This window comes from Flavobacterium glycogeni, assembly GCF_048286775.1.
GTDB lineage: Bacteria > Bacteroidota > Bacteroidia > Flavobacteriales > Flavobacteriaceae > Flavobacterium.
In genome coordinates this window covers 1-17,868 of sequence record NZ_JBLVPV010000007.1, presented here as the reverse complement: position 1 = coordinate 17,868, position 17,868 = coordinate 1, and the positions used below count along the sequence as shown (strand labels likewise).

The 17,868-nt window shown below is 36.1% G+C and carries 15 protein-coding genes; 7 read left to right on the top strand and 8 right to left on the bottom strand.

What is annotated here, in order from left to right; all coding sequences use genetic code 11:
• Positions 1-37: 37 nt before the first annotated feature.
• From ACNQGX_RS07455 to dnaE, 4 genes are all read right to left on the bottom strand, one after another.
• The gene (locus tag ACNQGX_RS07455; protein WP_417975293.1) at positions 38-964 is read right to left on the bottom strand and encodes a DUF58 domain-containing protein; all 927 of its coding nucleotides are present in this window, start codon (positions 962-964) and stop codon (positions 38-40) included.
• Between the two features lie 267 nt (positions 965-1,231).
• Positions 1,232-1,549 carry a thioredoxin gene (trxA, locus tag ACNQGX_RS07450; RefSeq protein ID WP_131915574.1) on the bottom strand — a complete coding sequence of 106 codons (318 nt, stop codon included), beginning with the start codon at positions 1,547-1,549 and terminating at the stop codon, positions 1,232-1,234.
• A gap of 328 nt (positions 1,550-1,877) precedes the next feature.
• Complete coding sequence (locus ACNQGX_RS07445; protein WP_417975292.1) at positions 1,878-2,789, bottom strand: outer membrane beta-barrel protein; 912 nt, start codon at positions 2,787-2,789, stop codon at positions 1,878-1,880.
• A gap of 179 nt (positions 2,790-2,968) precedes the next feature.
• A complete protein-coding gene (dnaE, locus tag ACNQGX_RS07440) occupies positions 2,969-7,504 on the bottom strand; it encodes a DNA polymerase III subunit alpha (protein WP_417975291.1) in 4,536 nt (1,511 codons plus the stop codon).
• Positions 7,505-8,147: 643 nt separating this feature from the next.
• Here dnaE and leuC point away from each other — a divergent pair.
• From leuC to leuB, 4 genes are all read left to right on the top strand, one after another.
• The gene (gene leuC / locus ACNQGX_RS07435; protein ID WP_417975290.1) at positions 8,148-9,542 is read left to right on the top strand and encodes a 3-isopropylmalate dehydratase large subunit; all 1,395 of its coding nucleotides are present in this window, start codon (positions 8,148-8,150) and stop codon (positions 9,540-9,542) included.
• Between the two features lie 143 nt (positions 9,543-9,685).
• Positions 9,686-10,282 carry a 3-isopropylmalate dehydratase small subunit gene (gene leuD / locus ACNQGX_RS07430; RefSeq protein ID WP_417975289.1) on the top strand — a complete coding sequence of 199 codons (597 nt, stop codon included), beginning with the start codon at positions 9,686-9,688 and terminating at the stop codon, positions 10,280-10,282.
• 136 nt (positions 10,283-10,418) lie between these two features.
• Positions 10,419-12,026, top strand: coding sequence for an alpha-isopropylmalate synthase regulatory domain-containing protein (locus ACNQGX_RS07425; RefSeq protein ID WP_417975288.1), 1,608 nt, complete (start codon positions 10,419-10,421; stop codon positions 12,024-12,026).
• An 80-nt stretch (positions 12,027-12,106) separates the two neighbouring features.
• Positions 12,107-13,168 (top strand): 3-isopropylmalate dehydrogenase, encoded by a 1,062-nt coding sequence (gene leuB, locus ACNQGX_RS07420; RefSeq protein ID WP_417975287.1) that lies wholly within the window; start codon positions 12,107-12,109, stop codon positions 13,166-13,168.
• Between the two features lie 114 nt (positions 13,169-13,282).
• Here the strand turns inward: leuB and ACNQGX_RS07415 are convergent, their stop codons facing one another.
• Together ACNQGX_RS07415 and ACNQGX_RS07410 are read right to left on the bottom strand one after the other, a co-directional pair.
• Positions 13,283-13,645: an RNA recognition motif domain-containing protein gene (locus ACNQGX_RS07415; protein WP_099713722.1), complete on the bottom strand. Its 363-nt coding sequence runs from the start codon at positions 13,643-13,645 to the stop codon at positions 13,283-13,285.
• Between the two features lie 131 nt (positions 13,646-13,776).
• Positions 13,777-14,283: a DUF6252 domain-containing protein gene (locus ACNQGX_RS07410; protein WP_417975286.1), complete on the bottom strand. Its 507-nt coding sequence runs from the start codon at positions 14,281-14,283 to the stop codon at positions 13,777-13,779.
• A 201-nt stretch (positions 14,284-14,484) separates the two neighbouring features.
• Here ACNQGX_RS07410 and ACNQGX_RS07405 point away from each other — a divergent pair, with 201 nt between their 5' ends.
• From ACNQGX_RS07405 to ACNQGX_RS07395, 3 genes are all read left to right on the top strand, one after another.
• Positions 14,485-15,045 carry a 30S ribosomal protein S16 gene (locus ACNQGX_RS07405; RefSeq protein ID WP_131915584.1) on the top strand — a complete coding sequence of 187 codons (561 nt, stop codon included), beginning with the start codon at positions 14,485-14,487 and terminating at the stop codon, positions 15,043-15,045.
• 14 nt (positions 15,046-15,059) lie between these two features.
• Positions 15,060-15,584: a ribosome maturation factor RimM gene (rimM, locus tag ACNQGX_RS07400; RefSeq protein ID WP_417975285.1), complete on the top strand. Its 525-nt coding sequence runs from the start codon at positions 15,060-15,062 to the stop codon at positions 15,582-15,584.
• Positions 15,585-15,685: 101 nt separating this feature from the next.
• The gene (locus ACNQGX_RS07395) at positions 15,686-16,393 is read left to right on the top strand and encodes a tRNA1(Val) (adenine(37)-N6)-methyltransferase (protein ID WP_417975284.1); all 708 of its coding nucleotides are present in this window, start codon (positions 15,686-15,688) and stop codon (positions 16,391-16,393) included.
• On the opposite strand, the gene ACNQGX_RS07390 is transcribed toward ACNQGX_RS07395, so the two are convergent.
• Together ACNQGX_RS07390 and ACNQGX_RS07385 are read right to left on the bottom strand one after the other, a co-directional pair.
• Positions 16,394-17,251 (bottom strand): hypothetical protein, encoded by an 858-nt coding sequence (locus ACNQGX_RS07390; RefSeq protein WP_417975283.1) that lies wholly within the window; start codon positions 17,249-17,251, stop codon positions 16,394-16,396.
• 30 nt (positions 17,252-17,281) lie between these two features.
• Positions 17,282-17,503, bottom strand: coding sequence for a bacteriocin-like protein (locus tag ACNQGX_RS07385; RefSeq protein ID WP_417975282.1), 222 nt, complete (start codon positions 17,501-17,503; stop codon positions 17,282-17,284).
• Between the last annotated feature and the right edge of the window lie 365 nt (positions 17,504-17,868).

Below are 17,868 nucleotides of genomic sequence, written 5' to 3'. Positions count from 1 at the left end.
CCTTTTTCGAAAAAATATTCAATAAAATTCCACCCTGTTATCCAAAGTTTTGTTTCTCAACTAAGTAAGTCATTAAAATTTTTTCAAAACTTTCCCCAACGCTTACCGGAATGTACTTTATTCGGTTTTGAGAACAGGTCAGCGCCAATTTCTTAAAGTAATTTTCTACCTGTTTTTCGTATTCTTCTTTGACATTATCGGCAAAAACAGCTACTTCTTCTCCCGTTTCTACATCAACAAACTTCCTTGGAGCATTATCAAAGTCAAAATTCAACTCTGTTTTGTTATCAACAACATGAAATAAGACCACTTTATGCTTATTGTGTTTTAAATGTTGCAGCGCATTAAACAGCGCTTCTTCATTACCGGATTGAAACATATCCGTAAATAAGATAATCATTGAACGGCGGTGGATTTTCTCGGCTATTTGATGCAAAAATGTAATTGTATCGGTACTTTTTTTGACCACAGGTTTCTCTAAAAGTCCTTCAAGCGTATTTAAGATCATTCGATGATGACGATCACTGCCTTTTTCAGGCGCGTAGTACTCGTATGTATCCGAAAACACACTTATTCCCACAGCATCGCGTTGCTTCTTTAAAAGATTCATTAAAACCGCCGAAGCCAAAACCGAAAAGCCAATCTTATTCTCAAAAAAATGCTGACTGTCTTTTAGTTTCGGATAATGCATCGATGAGGAATTATCGATAATAATATGACACCGCAAATTAGTCTCTTCCTCGAAGCGTTTGGTATACAAACGATCCGTTTTGGCAAATAACTTCCAATCAATGTGCCTTGTGCTTTCCCCTACATTATAGACTTTATGTTCAGCAAATTCAGCCGAAAATCCATGAAACGGACTTTTATGCATTCCTGAAATAAAACCTTCCACCACCTGATTGGCCAGCAACTCCAGATGCTGAAAACTGGAAATTTTCTCTATTTGCGATTCGATCTTCATATTCCAAATATATTAAAAGATTGAACGATTTAAAAATTTAAAGATTGAAAAGAAAATAGCACAACCGCTGATTCACTCTAAATCTCTAAATCTCATTGTTGATAACCAAATAGATTTTTTTTTAAAACAAAGAGACATAGAGATAGGACTTTAAAACTTTACGACTTGCTGCTTTAGGCTTTAGGCTTTAAACAAAAAAAAGGCTTGACTTTCGCCAAACCTTTTATTTGAATCTTTTCAGATTCTATATAAATCATAATCTACCGATTACAACAAAGCGTCTAAACTATCAGCGTAAGTTTGTTTCGGAGCAACTCCTACTTGTTTCCCTACTACTTCTCCGTTATGAAAAACCAACACTGTTGGGATATTTCTCACTCCGTATTTAGCAGCAAATTCTTGGTTTGCATCCACATCTACTTTTCCTATCACTACTTTCCCTGCGTACTCGTTGCTTAGTTCGTCAATGATTGGCCCAACCATTCTACAAGGTCCACACCATGCTGCCCAAAAATCCACCATTACTGGTTGTGTTGATTTCAAAACTACTTCTTCAAAAGTAGCGTCTGTTATTGCTAATGCCATAATTTTATATTTAAAGTTTATCGTTTGAATATTTAAAGTCTCAAACTCGATTACAAATTTAGAAATTAAAAACAAACCAAACACTATTCGTAAATTAGTTTTGACTATTAATACATTGTCAATTCTTATCACCCTGTTTCAATCCATTCAAAATTACAACAATTAGGAGCTACTTCCTGCTGTACGCTGTATCTTTTCCTTTTTAAAGAAAAAAGAAAAAGGATGCCGCTTCCATCAGGGCTATGACATTTGGGGATTTCAAAACGTTTAGACCACAAAAAAAGACCCTCTTTTCAGAAGGTCTTCATTCTATTTCAATTGTATTTGATTATAGACTATATTTCAAACCAAGAGTTAATCCCAACCCACTGATTCCAACATAAGAACTCAATTCATCCATTGGTTTCGTTGAATCTAACCCATTTGGATTTGTTGCAGCATTATTTGAATTAACATCCAAACGATCTACATAATTCGTATGAATTTGAGCTTGGCTTCTACCTGCTAATGCATCTTGACCATTCCTTGTAAATTCAGTCGTTTCTTTAGTTTTTCCATGAACCGTAAAATTACGGTATTCCAATTCCGCAAAAGCAGAAATTTTCTTTCCTAATTTATACGATGTCCCTAAAGCAGACATAAATCCTACTGTTGGATTTGGTTTTACCTTATCTACACTATGTACAGCTACCGTTGCTGGGTTAGCCACACCTGTTGGAGCCACTGCGTCTGTAGTAATTTCTAAATCACCGTGAATAGGTAGCAAAACACCCACTTTAGTATAAGGCTCAAAACCTTTATGCTCTCCTAAAAACAATACTAACGCTGGCGCTAAATCAAAAGCGGTAATCTGACCTACAGATTTGAAATTATAAACAGGTTTCCCATTAGAAATAAATATTTGATCTGTAGTCGTTTGCGCCATTGTTTTATCATTACTAGAATAATAATTAACACCCATCTCAACACCTAAACGAGCATTGAATCTGTAACCAACAGTACCGCCAGTACGAAAACCCTCACCAAATGAACCTGTAACACTTTCTTCCGAAGTTAATTTTCCACCAACATACACTTTATCTAAAGCTGCATTTCCTCCAACTGTCGGAAATTCAGTAGCAGCAGTTTGAACAAAATAAGATCCGCCTAATTTAAAATACCAACTTTCTTTTTTTTCAGTTTGTGCTACCATAGTCATGGTACAAGCCATAAATCCCAATAAAAACAGGTTCTTTTTCATAATTTTATTCTTAATTAATTTATACAAACATAAATAATTTAAGATAAATTTCACAGATGCTTTAGCATCACAAAAGAACAATCATTACAATATTCGGAATTTAAGCTAAAAGTATGCGTGCATAATAAATATTTAACTAAAAAATAAAATTTACACTTAAAATTTAACTCTTAAAAAATTCAATTCAACTTAAAGTTAATCTGCATTTTCTCCAGTTCCACTAACAATTCATTCGAAATTTTGATTTTTAATTTTCTGCTGGCCATGGTTAGTTTGGTCACCACTTTTATTTCTTCGACTTCTGTCGTACTATTTATTTCAGGAACTTCAAGCACCGATGCTTCAACATCATCGCTTTCATCAACAAAAACAGCCTCTTCATTTTCTACCACAACAGGCTCATTCTCCACAATTCGTTTAATTTTTTCCAATTCCATGATTTCAAATGTCACGGTATTTTCTCCTTTATTCTCTTGAAAAAGGTGACTCAATCGATGAATAAAATCAGCTTCTAAATCCGCAATATTCAAAAGCACAACTAGTTTTCTAGCGAAGGTTTCTAACACATCTTGCAATTGCTTTACTTCCACAAATTGCAATCTTGGTTCTCCCTTTTTCCCGGTATCACGGTCTGTCCAGCCTTCTTTCACCAACACTTTCATGAACGTAAAATTATTTTGAATAAAGAAATGACGGAACTTTAAATACTCTTCCCCAAAAATTCTAAACTCATAACTTTCATCATATCCTTCTAATGTAAACATGCCCCAACCTTTTCCATTTTTGGCCACACGATGTTGTACATTATTGATAATCCCTCCAAAAGTCAAGTTTTTACTAACATGGAGTTCCATGTTTTTAAGCGCTTCAAGCTTAGCGTTACAAAAATATTTCATTTCAAATTTGTAATCATCCAGCGGATGTCCCGAGATATAAATCCCTACAACTTCCTTCTCTTTAGCCAATTTTTCCATCGTACTCCAATCCTCGCATGGCGGCACAACAGGCTCTGCAATTTGAACTTCACTGGTGTCACCAAACAAACTCACCTGTGATGAATTCTCATTTTCCTGAAACTTCGATCCATATCGTATGGATTTTTCGTAAAAGGTAATTCCATCGCCATCATCATGAAAATATTGCGCTCTTGTTGTCCCTAAAAACGAATCAAATCCACCTGCTAATATTAAATTCTCAAGCGCCTTTTTATTCGCTGCGCGCAAATCAATGCGCTTGGTCAAATCAAAAACCGATTTGTATTTTCCATCTTTTCTATTCTCTACTATCGTTGCCACAGCTCCAGAACCAACACCTTTTATGGCGCCCATTCCAAAACGAACCGCATAATCATCATTTACTGTAAATTTATAAAACGACTCATTTACATCAGGTCCTAAAACTTGTAATCCCATGCGCTTGCATTCCTCCATAAAGAACGAAACTTGCTTGATGTCACTCATATTATTAGACAAAACCGCAGCCATATATTCCGCAGGGTAATTGGCTTTCAAAAATGCCGTTTGGTACGCAATCCATGCATAACAAGTCGAGTGTGATTTATTAAAGGCATATTCCGCAAAGGCTTCCCAGTCTTTCCATATTTTCTCCAGTTTATCTTCGGCATGACCTTTGGCGGCAGCCTGACTGATAAATTTAGGCTTCATTTTATCCAGAACGTCCTTTTGTTTTTTCCCCATCGCTTTACGCAAAACATCGGCATCCCCTTTGGAGAAATCCGCCAGTTTTTGGGACAAAAGCATTACCTGTTCTTGGTAAACGGTAATTCCGTACGTGTCTTTTAGTAATTCTTCGCAAGCTTCAAGGTCATAAATAATTTCCTCTTCGCCGTTTTTTCGCTTAACGAAACTCGGGATATAGGCAATCGGTCCCGGACGATACAACGCATTCATGGCAATCAAATCGGGGAAAACCGTCGGCTTCAATTCCTTCATGTATTTTTGCATTCCCGGACTCTCATACTGGAAAATCCCTACTGTTTCTCCACGCTGAAAAAGCTCATACGTCTTCAAATCATCAATTGGAAACTCATCGGGATTCAAGTCAATTCCCGTTCTGTATTTTACTAATTTGACGGTGTCTTTTATCAGGGTTAGGGTTTTCAAACCCAAGAAGTCCATCTTCAACAAACCGGCACTTTCCACCACCGAGTTATCAAATTGGGTCACGTACAAATCCGAATCTTTGGCGGTAGCCACAGGAACAAAATTGGTAATGTCGCTTGGCGTAATAATTACTCCACAAGCGTGAATCCCTGTATTTCTTAGATTTCCTTCTAAAACTTTGGCTTGCTGAATGGTCTCTCCACCTAAATCACTTTCATTCGCAAGGCCTATTAATTCTTTTATTTTATCGTATTCTTCCGGACGAACCGCCTTCTTAATTACATCTTCTTTTTCATTCAAAAAACGCGCTAAATTCCATTTTGACGGCATCATGCCCGGAATCAACTTTGCAATTTTATCCGCCTCGAATAAAGGTAAATCCAGCACACGAGCCGTATCTCGAATAGCCGATTTTGTTGCCATTTTACCATAGGTGATAATTTGCGCCACTTGTTTCGAACCGTATTTCCGGATCACATAATCCATCACACTGCTTCGTCCTTCATCATCAAAATCGATATCAATATCGGGTAGTGACACACGATCCGGATTCAGGAAACGCTCAAAAAGCAAGTTGTACATCAATGGGTCGATATTGGTGATTTTCAAACAATACGCCACCACCGAGCCTGCCGCAGAACCACGACCAGGTCCCACAGAAACCCCCATACTTCTGGCCTCAGCAATTAAATCCTGTACAATCAAGAAATAACCCGGATACCCGGAATTCGAAATTGTCAACAATTCAAAGTCCAATCGTTCCTGAATTTCTTCAGTAATTACAGGATATCTTCGATTAGCTCCTTCAAAAGTAAGATGTCTTAAATACGCATTTTCTCCCCGTACTCCGCCATCTTTTTCATCTTCGGGATTATTAAATTCAACCGGAATTTCAAATTTGGGAAGTAAAACTTCTCGTGCTAAATCGAAAATTTCAATTTTATCCACAATCTCCGAAAGATTCGAAATCGCTTCCGGTAAATCCGCAAAAAGCTGTTTCATCTCATCTCCCGACTTGAAATAGTATTCCTGATTCGGCAATCCGTAACGATAGCCGCGACCACGACCAATAGGTGTAGTTTGCTTTTCACCATCCCGCACACAAAGCAAAATATCGTGTGCATTCGAATTTTCTTTGTCTATATAAAAGGTATTGTTTGTCGCAATAATCTTGACCTCATGCTTTCTTGCCAATGAAATCAAAGACGCATTCACCCGATTTTCATCTTCTTGATTGTGGCGCATCACCTCAATGTAAAAATCTTCTTTGAATTCGTTTTTCCACCAAATCAAGGCTTCTTCGGCTTGGTTTTCACCAATATTTAAAATCTTATTTGGGATTTCACCATAAAGATTTCCAGACAAAACAATAATATCTTCTTTGAATTCCTGAATGACTTTCCTGTCGATTCTAGGCACATAATAAAACCCTTCCGTATACGCGATGGAAGACATTTTAGCCAAATTATGATAGCCTTTTTTGGTCTTCGCCAAAAGCACTATTTGGTATCCATTGTCTTTAACCGACTTATTTTTATGGTCTTCACAAACAAAAAATTCACAGCCCACAATTGGTTTCATCGGAACTTCAGTAGGTTCTTCCCCATTTTCGATAGCCGCTTTATTTTTGGCTTCAGCCGCTTTATTGTGGTATAAAATATCGCGAACAAAATGAAAAGCGCCCATCAAATTCGCATGATCCGTCATGGCAACCGCAGGCATTTTTTGTTGTGCCGCTGCTTTTACCAATGCCGCAATACTAATGGTAGATTGCAACACCGAGAACTGCGTATGATTGTGCAAATGCACGAAAGGCGCATCAATAAGCACCTTTTTATTCTCCGAAAGTTCTTGTTTTGAAACCGCCGGCGCTTGTTTTTCTCCAAACTGCTGACGGATTTTATCCGAAGCTTCCTTAAGATTAATATGTTTTAAACCAATGAGTTTAATCTCGCTTGGATTCTTACTTTGAAAGTCTTGAAAATAACTGGCTGGAACATCGAGTTCCTCTTTTGTGAAAACATCACGACGAATTAACTCCAAGAAACAACGCGTAGTGGCCTCCACATCGGCAGTTGCGTTGTGCGCCTCACCAAAAGGTTTATTAAAAAGATAAGAGTGCAATTCCGTTAACGTAGGCAATTTGAATTTTCCTCCTCGCCCACCCGGCAATTTCAATAAAGAAGCGGTTACTTCCGTACAGGTATCCAAAATAGGCATCGAACTCATTTGACTTTCCACTCCCATTCTATAAAACTCGCAACCCATAATATTGATATCAAAACCTAAATTCTGACCAACAATAAATTTGGCTTTGCCTAATGCAATATTGAATTTTTCTAAAACTTCCGCCAAAGAAATACCTTCAGCCTCCGCCAATTCCGTAGAAATACCGTGAATTCGTTCCGCATCATATGGAATATTAAAACCTTCGGGCTTGACCAAATAATCCTGATGCTCGATGAGTTTTCCCATATCATCGTGCAACTGCCAAGCGATTTGAATACAACGCGGCCAGTTATCCGTATCTGAAATGGGAGCGCCCCAACGCTTTGGTAATCCTGTAGTTTCGGTATCGAATATTAAGTACATATCTGGAGTTGAAGTGTTTGTGATTTAAAAAAATCGCAAAAAATGAATTTCAAATTTAGTTTTTTTTAGAGTAGAATAGAAGTAAGTTATCAACAAAAAATAAATTTATTTTCCAGAACTATTCTCCTATTAAAACTACAATCACTTTCAACAAATCATCTTGATAGTACCTTGTTAAAAAGATAAAAAGAGTACGTATTGATTTTTTGGATGTCGTAGTATTTCATCAAAAAAAAACACTGAAATACGGCTAAAAAATATGCCATTTACCAAGAAAATCAGATTTAAAAGCAATTTCAACAAAATTCAAATAGTCGATTTAAAATTAAAAAAAAGTCGGTTTTTATTCCATTTTATTAAATATTCACAAATATAAGAGCTTTTTAGGAGTAGATACTAACTATTCTATAAATATCAAAAACCTCAAGAAATTGACTTTTTATTTTATATAAATAAAAAACTGCACTAATAAAAAAGAAGCCTAAAAGATAAAAATCAACAAAGAAATACCCTAATCCGATTTTGGGTATCGTATATAATGAAATATTAAAAAATAAAGACCTGATTCTTTTTTTAGTTTTGCTTTCATTGTTATCATCTTAGCCAATTTGGCTATAAAAAAATACATTAAAAACATATTAAAATGAGTACTACATTATTTGACAAAGTATGGGATTCGCATGTTGTGCGTAAAATTGAAGATGGACCAGACGTGTTTTTTATTGACCGTCATTTCATCCATGAAGTTACTAGTCCTGTAGCTTTTTTAGGTTTAAAAGAAAGAGGAATTTCAGTATTATATCCAGAGCGCACTTTTGCTACTGCGGATCACAACACACCAACCATAAATCAACATTTACCGGTTCAAGATGCATTATCTGCTAATCAACTTAAGGCATTAGAAGACAACGCAGCAGAATATGGTATTTCTCACTGGGGATTAGGTCATCAAAAAAATGGTATCGTTCACGTAGTAGGTCCTGAAAACGGAATTACTTTGCCAGGCGCCACTATCGTTTGTGGAGATTCCCATACTTCTACGCATGGTGCTTTTGGCGCTATTGCTTTTGGTATCGGAACTTCTGAAGTAGAAATGGTGATGGCTACACAATGTATCATGCAACCGAAACCAAAGAAAATGCGTATCAACGTAAATGGTGAATTGAGTAAAGGTGTGGGTCCAAAAGACGTTGCATTGTATATTATTTCTCAATTAACTACTTCTGGTGGTACAGGATATTTTGCAGAATATGCAGGAGACGTTTTCGAAAACATGTCTATGGAAGGTCGTATGACCGTTTGTAACTTGAGTATCGAAATGGGTGCTCGTGGTGGCATGATTGCTCCGGACCAAAAAACATTTGATTTCCTAGAAGGAAGATTATACGCTCCAAAAGGCGAAGCTTGGGATAAAGCGGTTGCGTATTGGAAAACATTAAAAACGGATGCTGATGCTGTATTTGATGCAGAATTAAACATCAATGCTGCAGATATTGAACCAATGATTACGTATGGCACAAACCCTGGAATGGGAATTGGTATCTCCAAAAATATTCCAAATGCGAACCAAGTGGAAGGTGGTGCCGAAACATACAAAAAATCTTTAGCCTATATGGGTTTTGAAGAAAACGACGTAATGATTGGCAAGCCAATTGATTTTGTTTTCTTGGGAAGTTGTACCAATGGTAGAATTGAAGATTTCAGAGCTTTTACAGAAATTGTAAAAGGGCGACAAAAAGCAGATAACGTAACAGCTTGGTTAGTTCCAGGGTCACACGTTGTAGAAGCTCAAATTAAAGAAGAAGGCCTTTTGGACATTCTTACGGAAGCTGGTTTTGTATTGCGTCAGCCAGGTTGTTCAGCTTGTTTAGCGATGAATGATGATAAAGTACCTGCAGGAAAATACGCAGTAAGTACTTCAAACAGAAACTTCGAGGGTCGTCAAGGTCCAGGTTCAAGAACATTATTGGCAAGTCCAATTATGGCTGCTGCTGCTGCTGTAACTGGAGTATTGACAGATCCTAGAGAGTTGATGTAGGTCAATTTCAATAGCAATATCAATGACAATTCCAATTTCAAAAAAAGACAAATAAAAAATAAAAAGCTTTAAGATTTAAAAGATTCAGTTTTCCACACAAGGAATCTGAAATCTAAAATCATAAATCTAAAATCATAAATCAAATGGCATACGATAAATTTAACATCCTTACGAGTAGTGCAGTGCCACTACCAATAGAAAATGTGGATACCGATCAAATCATTCCTGCACGTTTCTTGAAAGCTACCAAACGTGAAGCTTTTGGAGACAATCTTTTCAGAGACTGGAGATACAACGGAGATGACACTACAAAAGCTGATTTTGTATTGAATGACGCAACTTACAGTGGGAAAATATTAGTAGGAGGAAAAAACTTTGGTTCGGGTTCCTCTAGAGAGCACGCGGCTTGGGCAGTTTACGATTACGGATTTCGTGCTGTAGTTTCAAGTTTCTTTGCTGATATCTTCAAAGGAAATTGCTTAAACATTGGTGTTTTACCGGTACAAGTGAGTCCTGAATTTGCTGAAACTATTTTCAAGGCTATTGAAGCGGATCCAAAAACAGAATTAGAAATTAATCTTCCTGAACAAACCATTACGCTAAAAGCAACTGGTCAAAAAGAATCTTTTGATATCTCTGGATACAAAAAAGACAATATGATCAATGGTTTTGATGATATTGATTATTTACAAAACATCAAAGAAGAAATTGTTGGGTTTGCCAATCAACTTCCTTACTAGAAACAAACAATAAAAATGCAGTTATCGTATGCTCAATAGTATTGTTAAGCCAGATAACTGCTTTACCTTTTTATAAAACACAACGACAAGATTTCAAATTACTGAAGTCAAAACCGCTTTTAGCATCAAATTTATAATGAAAAAAAGAAAAATTGAAATAATGGATACGACACTCCGTGATGGTGAACAAACCTCAGGAGTATCATTTTCTGCTGCAGAAAAACTAACCATTGCGCAATTATTGCTGGAAGAATTAAATATTGATAGAATCGAAATTGCTTCGGCACGTGTAAGCGAAGGAGAGTTTCAAGGTGTAAAAGGGATTATGACTTGGGCTAATGAGAAAGAATATTCTAATAGAATAGAAGTTTTAACCTTTGTAGATGGTGGACTTTCAATAGATTGGATGAAAAAAACTGGAGCTAAAGTCCAGAATTTATTAACCAAAGGATCGCTCAACCATTTAACGCATCAATTAAAAAAAACACCTGAACAACATTTCACCGAGATTGCACAAACAATAGCATTAGCTAAAGAAAATAATATAGAGACGAATGTTTATCTTGAAGACTGGAGTAACGGAATGCGCAATTCACCTGAATATGTGTTCCAATATTTAGATTTTTTGACCAAACAACCTATAAAAAGAATCTTATTACCGGACACTTTAGGCGTTTTAATCCCTTCTGAAACTTTTGAATTCATTTCGAAAATTATAGCGAGATACCCAGATACCCATTTTGATTTTCATGCCCATAATGACTATGATTTAAGCATCGCAAATGTAATGGAAGCGGTAAAAGCTGGTATTCAGGGACTTCACGTTACGGTAAACGGAATGGGAGAACGTGCCGGAAATGCCCCGCTTGAAAGCACTGTTGCCGTAATCAATGACTTTTTACCACAAATAGAAATCGGTGTAAAAGAATCTTCTTTATATTCTGTGAGTAAATTAGTGGAGACTTTTACCGGTTATCGAATTCCTGCTAACAAACCTATTGTTGGTGACAATGTTTTTACGCAAACGGCCGGTATTCATGCCGATGGTGACAACAAAAATAATTTATATTTTAATGATTTGCTTCCGGAACGTTTTGGAAGAAAACGAAAATATGCTTTAGGAAAAACATCTGGAAAAGCCAATATCGAGAAAAACCTTCAGGAATTAGGTTTAAAATTAAATCCTGAAGACTTAAAATTAGTTACACAACGTATCATTGAACTGGCCGACAAAAAAGAAACCGTTACCAAAGAAGATTTGCCGTATATCATTTCTGATGTTTTGGATAGCCAAACCTATCAAGAAAAAGTTGTTGTTGAGTCTTACGTACTGTCACATGCCAAAGGATTGCGTCCGTCAACCACTTTGTGTTTAAAAATAGACGGAGAAGTGATTGAAGAGCATGCACAAGGTGACGGGCAATTTGATGCCTTTATGAATGCATTGGCAAAAATATATAAAAGCAAAAATTTAGAATTACCTAAATTGATCGATTATGCAGTACGAATTCCACCAGGAAGTAGTTCTGATGCATTATGCGAAACTATAATTACCTGGACGAATAATGAAAAAGAATTCAAAACCAGAGGACTGGATTCAGACCAAACAGTTGCCGCAATCATAGCGACCCAAAAAATGTTGAATGTAATCCCCTCCCCTCCCGAAGCTTCGGGACTCCCCGAAGGGGAGGGAGCCACGACGAAATTAGACCGTCAAATTTTAAATAAAATTAAAGAGATTTAACACAAACAATAAACCCAATCCTATTCCACCTAGTCTCCCCTTCCTTCGGAGGGGGCTGGGGGGAGGAAAACACAATTAATATGAAATTTAACATAGCCCTTTTAGCCGGAGACGGAATTGGACCCGAAGTAATCAATGAAGCTGTAAAAGTTTCGGATGCTATTGCAAAAAAATTCAACCATGAAATCACTTGGACACCTGCACTTACTGGAGCTTGTGCAATTGATGCCGTTGGAGTTCCTTATCCTGACGAAACACATGACATTTGCATGAAAGCAGATGCTGTTTTGTTTGGAGCCATTGGACACCCAAAGTACGATAATGACCCAAGTGCCCCCATTCGTCCAGAACAAGGTTTATTATTGATGCGTAAAAAATTAGGCTTGTTTGCCAATGTGCGTCCAACATTTACATTCCCATCTTTGATTGACAATTCTCCTTTAAAAAGAGAACGCATTGAAGGAACTGATTTGGTTTTCTTGAGAGAACTTACCGGAGGAATTTATTTTGGAGAAAAAGGAAGAAGAGACGACGGCGAAACTGCCTTTGATAATTGTGTTTATACAAGAACAGAAGTACAACGTTTGGCTAAAAAAGGTTTTGAATTAGCTATGACACGTTCAAAAAAATTGTGTTGTGTGGACAAAGCCAATGTATTGGAAACTTCCCGATTGTGGAGAGAAACAGTACAAGCTATGGAAAAAGACTATCCAGAAGTAACGGTAAGTTATGAATTTGTTGATGCTGTTGCCATGCGTTTGGTTCAATGGCCTAATTCGTATGACGTATTGATTACAGAAAACTTATTTGGTGATATTTTGACCGATGAGGCTTCAGTAATATCAGGTTCTATGGGATTAATGCCATCAGCATCTGTAGGAGAACATACTTCATTGTATGAACCTATTCACGGATCGTATCCACAAGCCACAGGTTTAAATATTGCCAATCCATTAGCGACGGTTTTATCTGCTGCGATGATGTTTGAAGATGCATTTGGATTAAAAGAAGAAGCAGAAGCTATTAGAGCAGTCGTTAACAAATCATTGGAACAAGGAATTGTAACTGAAGATTTAGCTTCTAAAGACTCAAAAGCCTATAAAACCAGTGAAGTGGGAGATTGGTTGGTTGCGAATTTGTAAAATAATTAATTCTGTAGAGATGCACAACAGTGCATCTCTACTACAGAAAAATATATAGGTAACAAAAAAGGTGTCAATAAATTGACACCTTTTTTTATATTGTAGAAAAAAATATTAATATCCTCCTCTGTTTCCACCACCACGGTTATCTCCACCACGGCTGTTTCCACCACCATAACCACCGCGTGAATCTCCACCACGACTGTTATTGTTAAAACTTCTTCTTTCACCTTCTGGTTTAGGCTCAGATTTGTTTACTACGATTGCACGTCCTTGAACAGTAGCTCCGTTCAATTCGTCAATTGCTTTTTGAGCTTCGTCATCATTTGGCATCTCAACAAAACCAAATCCTTTACTTCTTCCAGTAAATTTATCAGTAATAATTTTAACTGAATCAACTGCTCCGTAAGCCTCGAAAGACTCTCTTAAATCTGCTTCCTCAATACTGAATGGAAGGCTTCCAACAAAAATATTCATATGTACTTATTTAAATAATGAAACAAATGTACTCTAATTTTCCTCTAATCTACTATAGATTAGCTAATTTATGATTTTATTATTAAACAACGGACAAAATAAAAATATAATTTCATTAAATCAGAAGTACTTTAATGAGCAAAATTTACCTTAGCCGTTAGTACTGTTGGACTTACGGGAATTTTATAAAAAACACCCTGTTGGAAATTTACAATCTGACTCGCCGATAAACTATCGTCAGTATTTTCCGCATTAAACTTAAAAGTCCCAGTAACGGTTTTATTTACAGCGTCATATTCTGTTATCACAATTTGCCCCTCTCCTATCCCAAAACCTGTAGAAAAAGTAACCAAACCATTCGTAGCATCAGTGATCGTATAAGTCGCTTTTTTGGACTCACTGGTTCCTAAAAAATAAGTTTGAGCCGTAGTGGAAGTGGTTTTCAAGGATAAAGTCTCATTTGCTGTAAAGGATTCTATAAGCAAAGACCCATTAGGAGCTAATGTTGCTCTGGATTGCACCCCTCTCCAAAACACATTATCCTTCATCCCTTGTAGCGAAGGATTATTAAAACTAACATCTTCTTCACAAGAGATTAAAGAAAAAAGCACGACAATAAACAAAAAATATTTTTTCATAAAATGCATCTTTTAGAGAAACAAAAGTATGACATTAGACCTTAAAAAAATAAAATTGCACTAAAAAATAAAAACAATAGCCATACCTAAAACATTACCATTCATTAAAACACCAATCGAATTAGTATTTATCGATAAAAAATGTATCTTTGCACCCTTAATTAATCGAGGTCGAGTACCTCAAAATTTAATCACAAGATTATGTCAGTAAAAATTAGATTACAAAGACACGGTAAAAAACAAAAACCTTTTTACTGGGTTGTAGCAGCAGATGCTCGCTCAAAAAGAGATGGTAAATACTTAGAGAAAATCGGTACTTACAATCCAAACACTAACCCAGCAACTATCGAATTAAACCTTGATAGCGCAGTAAAATGGTTGCACAATGGCGCTCAACCTACTGATACTGCTAAAGCAATTCTTTCTTACAAAGGTGCTTTATTGAAACACCACCTTGATGGAGGTATTCGTAAAGGAGCTCTAACTCAAGAACAAGCTGATGCAAAATTAGCTACTTGGTTAGAAGCTAAAGCTGGAAAAGTTGATGCTAAAAAAGAAGGTTTGACTAAAGCTCAAGCTGCTGATAAAGCAAAAGCTTTCAAAGCAGAACAAGAAGTAAACGCAAAACGTTTAGCTGCTGCTGCACAAGCAGAAGCTGATGCTATTGCTGCTGCAACTCCTGCTGTTGAAGAAGAAGTTGCTGAAGTTGAAGCTGAAGAAGCTCCAGCTGCAGAAGAAAATAACGAAACAACTGAAGCATAATTTAGAAGGCGAAGATGCGTAAAGAAGATTGTTTCTACTTAGGTAAAATCGCTAAAAAATTTAGTTTCAAAGGGGAAGTTCTTGCCTATTTAGACACGGACGAACCTGAGTTATACGAAAACTTGGAATCAGTGTTTGTTGAATGCAACAAACACTTGGTTCCTTTTTTTATTGAAAGCAGCTCACTGCACAAAAACGACTTTCTTAGAATTCGTTTTGAAGATATGAATACTGAAGAAGATGCCGATGCCGTTATAGGTAACGACTTGTACCTTCCTTTAAAAATGTTGCCAAAACTTACCGGTAACAAATTCTACTTCCATGAAGTAATTGATTTTGAAGTTGAAGACAAACGCCTTGGTGTTGTTGGAAAAATTCAATCCATAAATGACACTACTGCCCAACCTCTTTTTGAAGTTCTAAACGGCGATGTAGAAATTCTTATCCCTATGATTGACCATTTCCTTGTGAAAATTGACAGGGAAAACAAAAAAGTCATCATGGATTTACCAGAAGGACTTATTGAAATGTATCTTTAGAAAAGTTTAATCGGTTATTTGTTTTTCGGTTATTTCAAAATCTGAAGTCAATCCCGATAGCTATCGGGACGTTAATCTACAATCTGAAATCAAAATTCTTCATGTTTTCATTCAAACAATTCTCAATTCAACAAGATCGATGTGCCATGAAAATTGGAACCGACGGCGTTTTACTTGGCGCTTGGACCCCTATTGAAAATAATCCATTTAGCATTTTAGATATTGGAGCCGGAACAGGCGTAATCGCTTTGATGTTGGCACAAAGAAGCAACGCCGAACAAATTGATGCTTTAGAAATCGACGAAGAAGCGTACGAACAAGCAGTGGATAATTTTGAAAATTCCCCTTGGAGTGATCGCTTATTTTGTTTTCATGCCGGTTTGGACGAGTTTGCGGAAGAACCTGAAGACGAATATGATTTAATTGTTTCCAATCCTCCTTTTTATACCGATGATTTTAAATCAGCAACTGAACAAAGAGATTTAGCACGTTTTGCTGACGCAATGCCTTTTGAAGATTTAATTGAAGCGGCCGACTTGTTACTTTCGGAAAACGGGATTTTTTCCGTAATCATTCCTTTTAAAGAAGAAGAAAATTTCTTGGCTCTAGCCAAAGAATATGAATTATATCCTTTAAAAATAACCAGGGTAAAAGGCACTCCAACTACCGAAATCAAGCGGAGTTTATTGGCTTTCAGCCGAAATGAAAATGACAATTTTATGGTTGATGAATTGATCATCGAAACCGCTCGACATATTTATACTCCAGAATATATTTCATTGACTAAGGAGTTTTATTTAAAAACTTAATTATCTATCTTCCTTATTTACATTATGGGTCAAGCTTTTCAGACCAATACTTCTCCTTTTATGGTTAACTTTTTTAAGATCTGAAAAATTAAACAAGTATTCACCGTAGATGATTTCCCGTTTATTTACATGTTCATGTCGGTCTATCATTGTTGCATATTCCCTTGGAGAACATTCTCCAGATTTTACATACTTCAATAATGTATCTTTAAAATAGGGGTAATATTCTGGCACGTTGCCCCCCATATGACTCAAAAATGTCAGCATCGGCATAAACACACCATCATTTCCTGTTATACCAATTTTTTGCGGTGACGGATACCCATAATTTTCTATCGTCCATTTAAGAAGTCTAGCATTTATTCTATCATTTTTCACCATAGTCAAAGAATTTGAACGTCCTTGTCCTTGTCCTTGATCACGAACAAAAGCAACAGAAAAAGAATCGATGAGTTGTTTATTCATCGTTTTTTTACTCCTATCTATTTTTTGCTCCACACTTAAACTGTCTATACCGTACTTTGCACAAATAGGAAACAATCTCTTGTACTGTTCGTTATAAGGCGCCACTAAGTCAAGTAGTATATACAAGCTTTTCTTATCTCCAAAGTTTTTGCCGTACTTGTCAGCATAAACAATGTAGGTTTCATACTTGCTGAAGGCAAAATTGCTCTTGGGTGGATGGTATTTTTTAAATAGTCTTTTGTATCGTTTTATAAAAGCAATGGTATCATGATTAGCCTTAAATTTTCTATCAATAGTGTTGGCTTTATTGTAATATGTAATGTAGCCATTACAGGATGAGGCAAGAAAACTCACTAACGCAAGGAAAACAGCAGTAAAAAGAAATGATCTCATAATTTTATGTTTTTTCTAAAAGTACATTTATCAACCGTAAGGAAATATAACAACGTTTCTTATACCGAAAGTACTTAGCAAGTCTACCATAATCTCAAGGTTTGACTTCTCTCTTGGATTCTGAAATACTTGTTTACATTCTCCTTGTCTAGTTGTCCATGATTTATTAGATTCTTGAACAGCAATACTGCAACCTTGACCACCCAGGACATTTTTTAATTCTTCTCTTGAAAGTTTTTTAAAATTTATCATGATTTTAATTTAAAATGATAAATATATTGTACAAATCAAATACAAACCACTTTTGATTATTTCCCGTGCACTGACTTTTTCAAAAAAAGTATGTATTGTTTTACATTTACAAATATATAGTATTATAATAAGAAAATAATTATAAAATAAATTTCCTAGGAAAATTTAATATTCACACGTTTACTTTTCCTATTTCAAGATACACTATTAGCTAAAGCGGAGTAACATTTTAATTGTTTCAGCCGTACTAATACCAAACGAAAATATAATATAGACCAATTTTGATAATTGGTTTTTTTATGGTAAATTTGGACTATATTATAACAGTAATTATGGCACATGCAAAAATTTTGGTGATTAAGGAA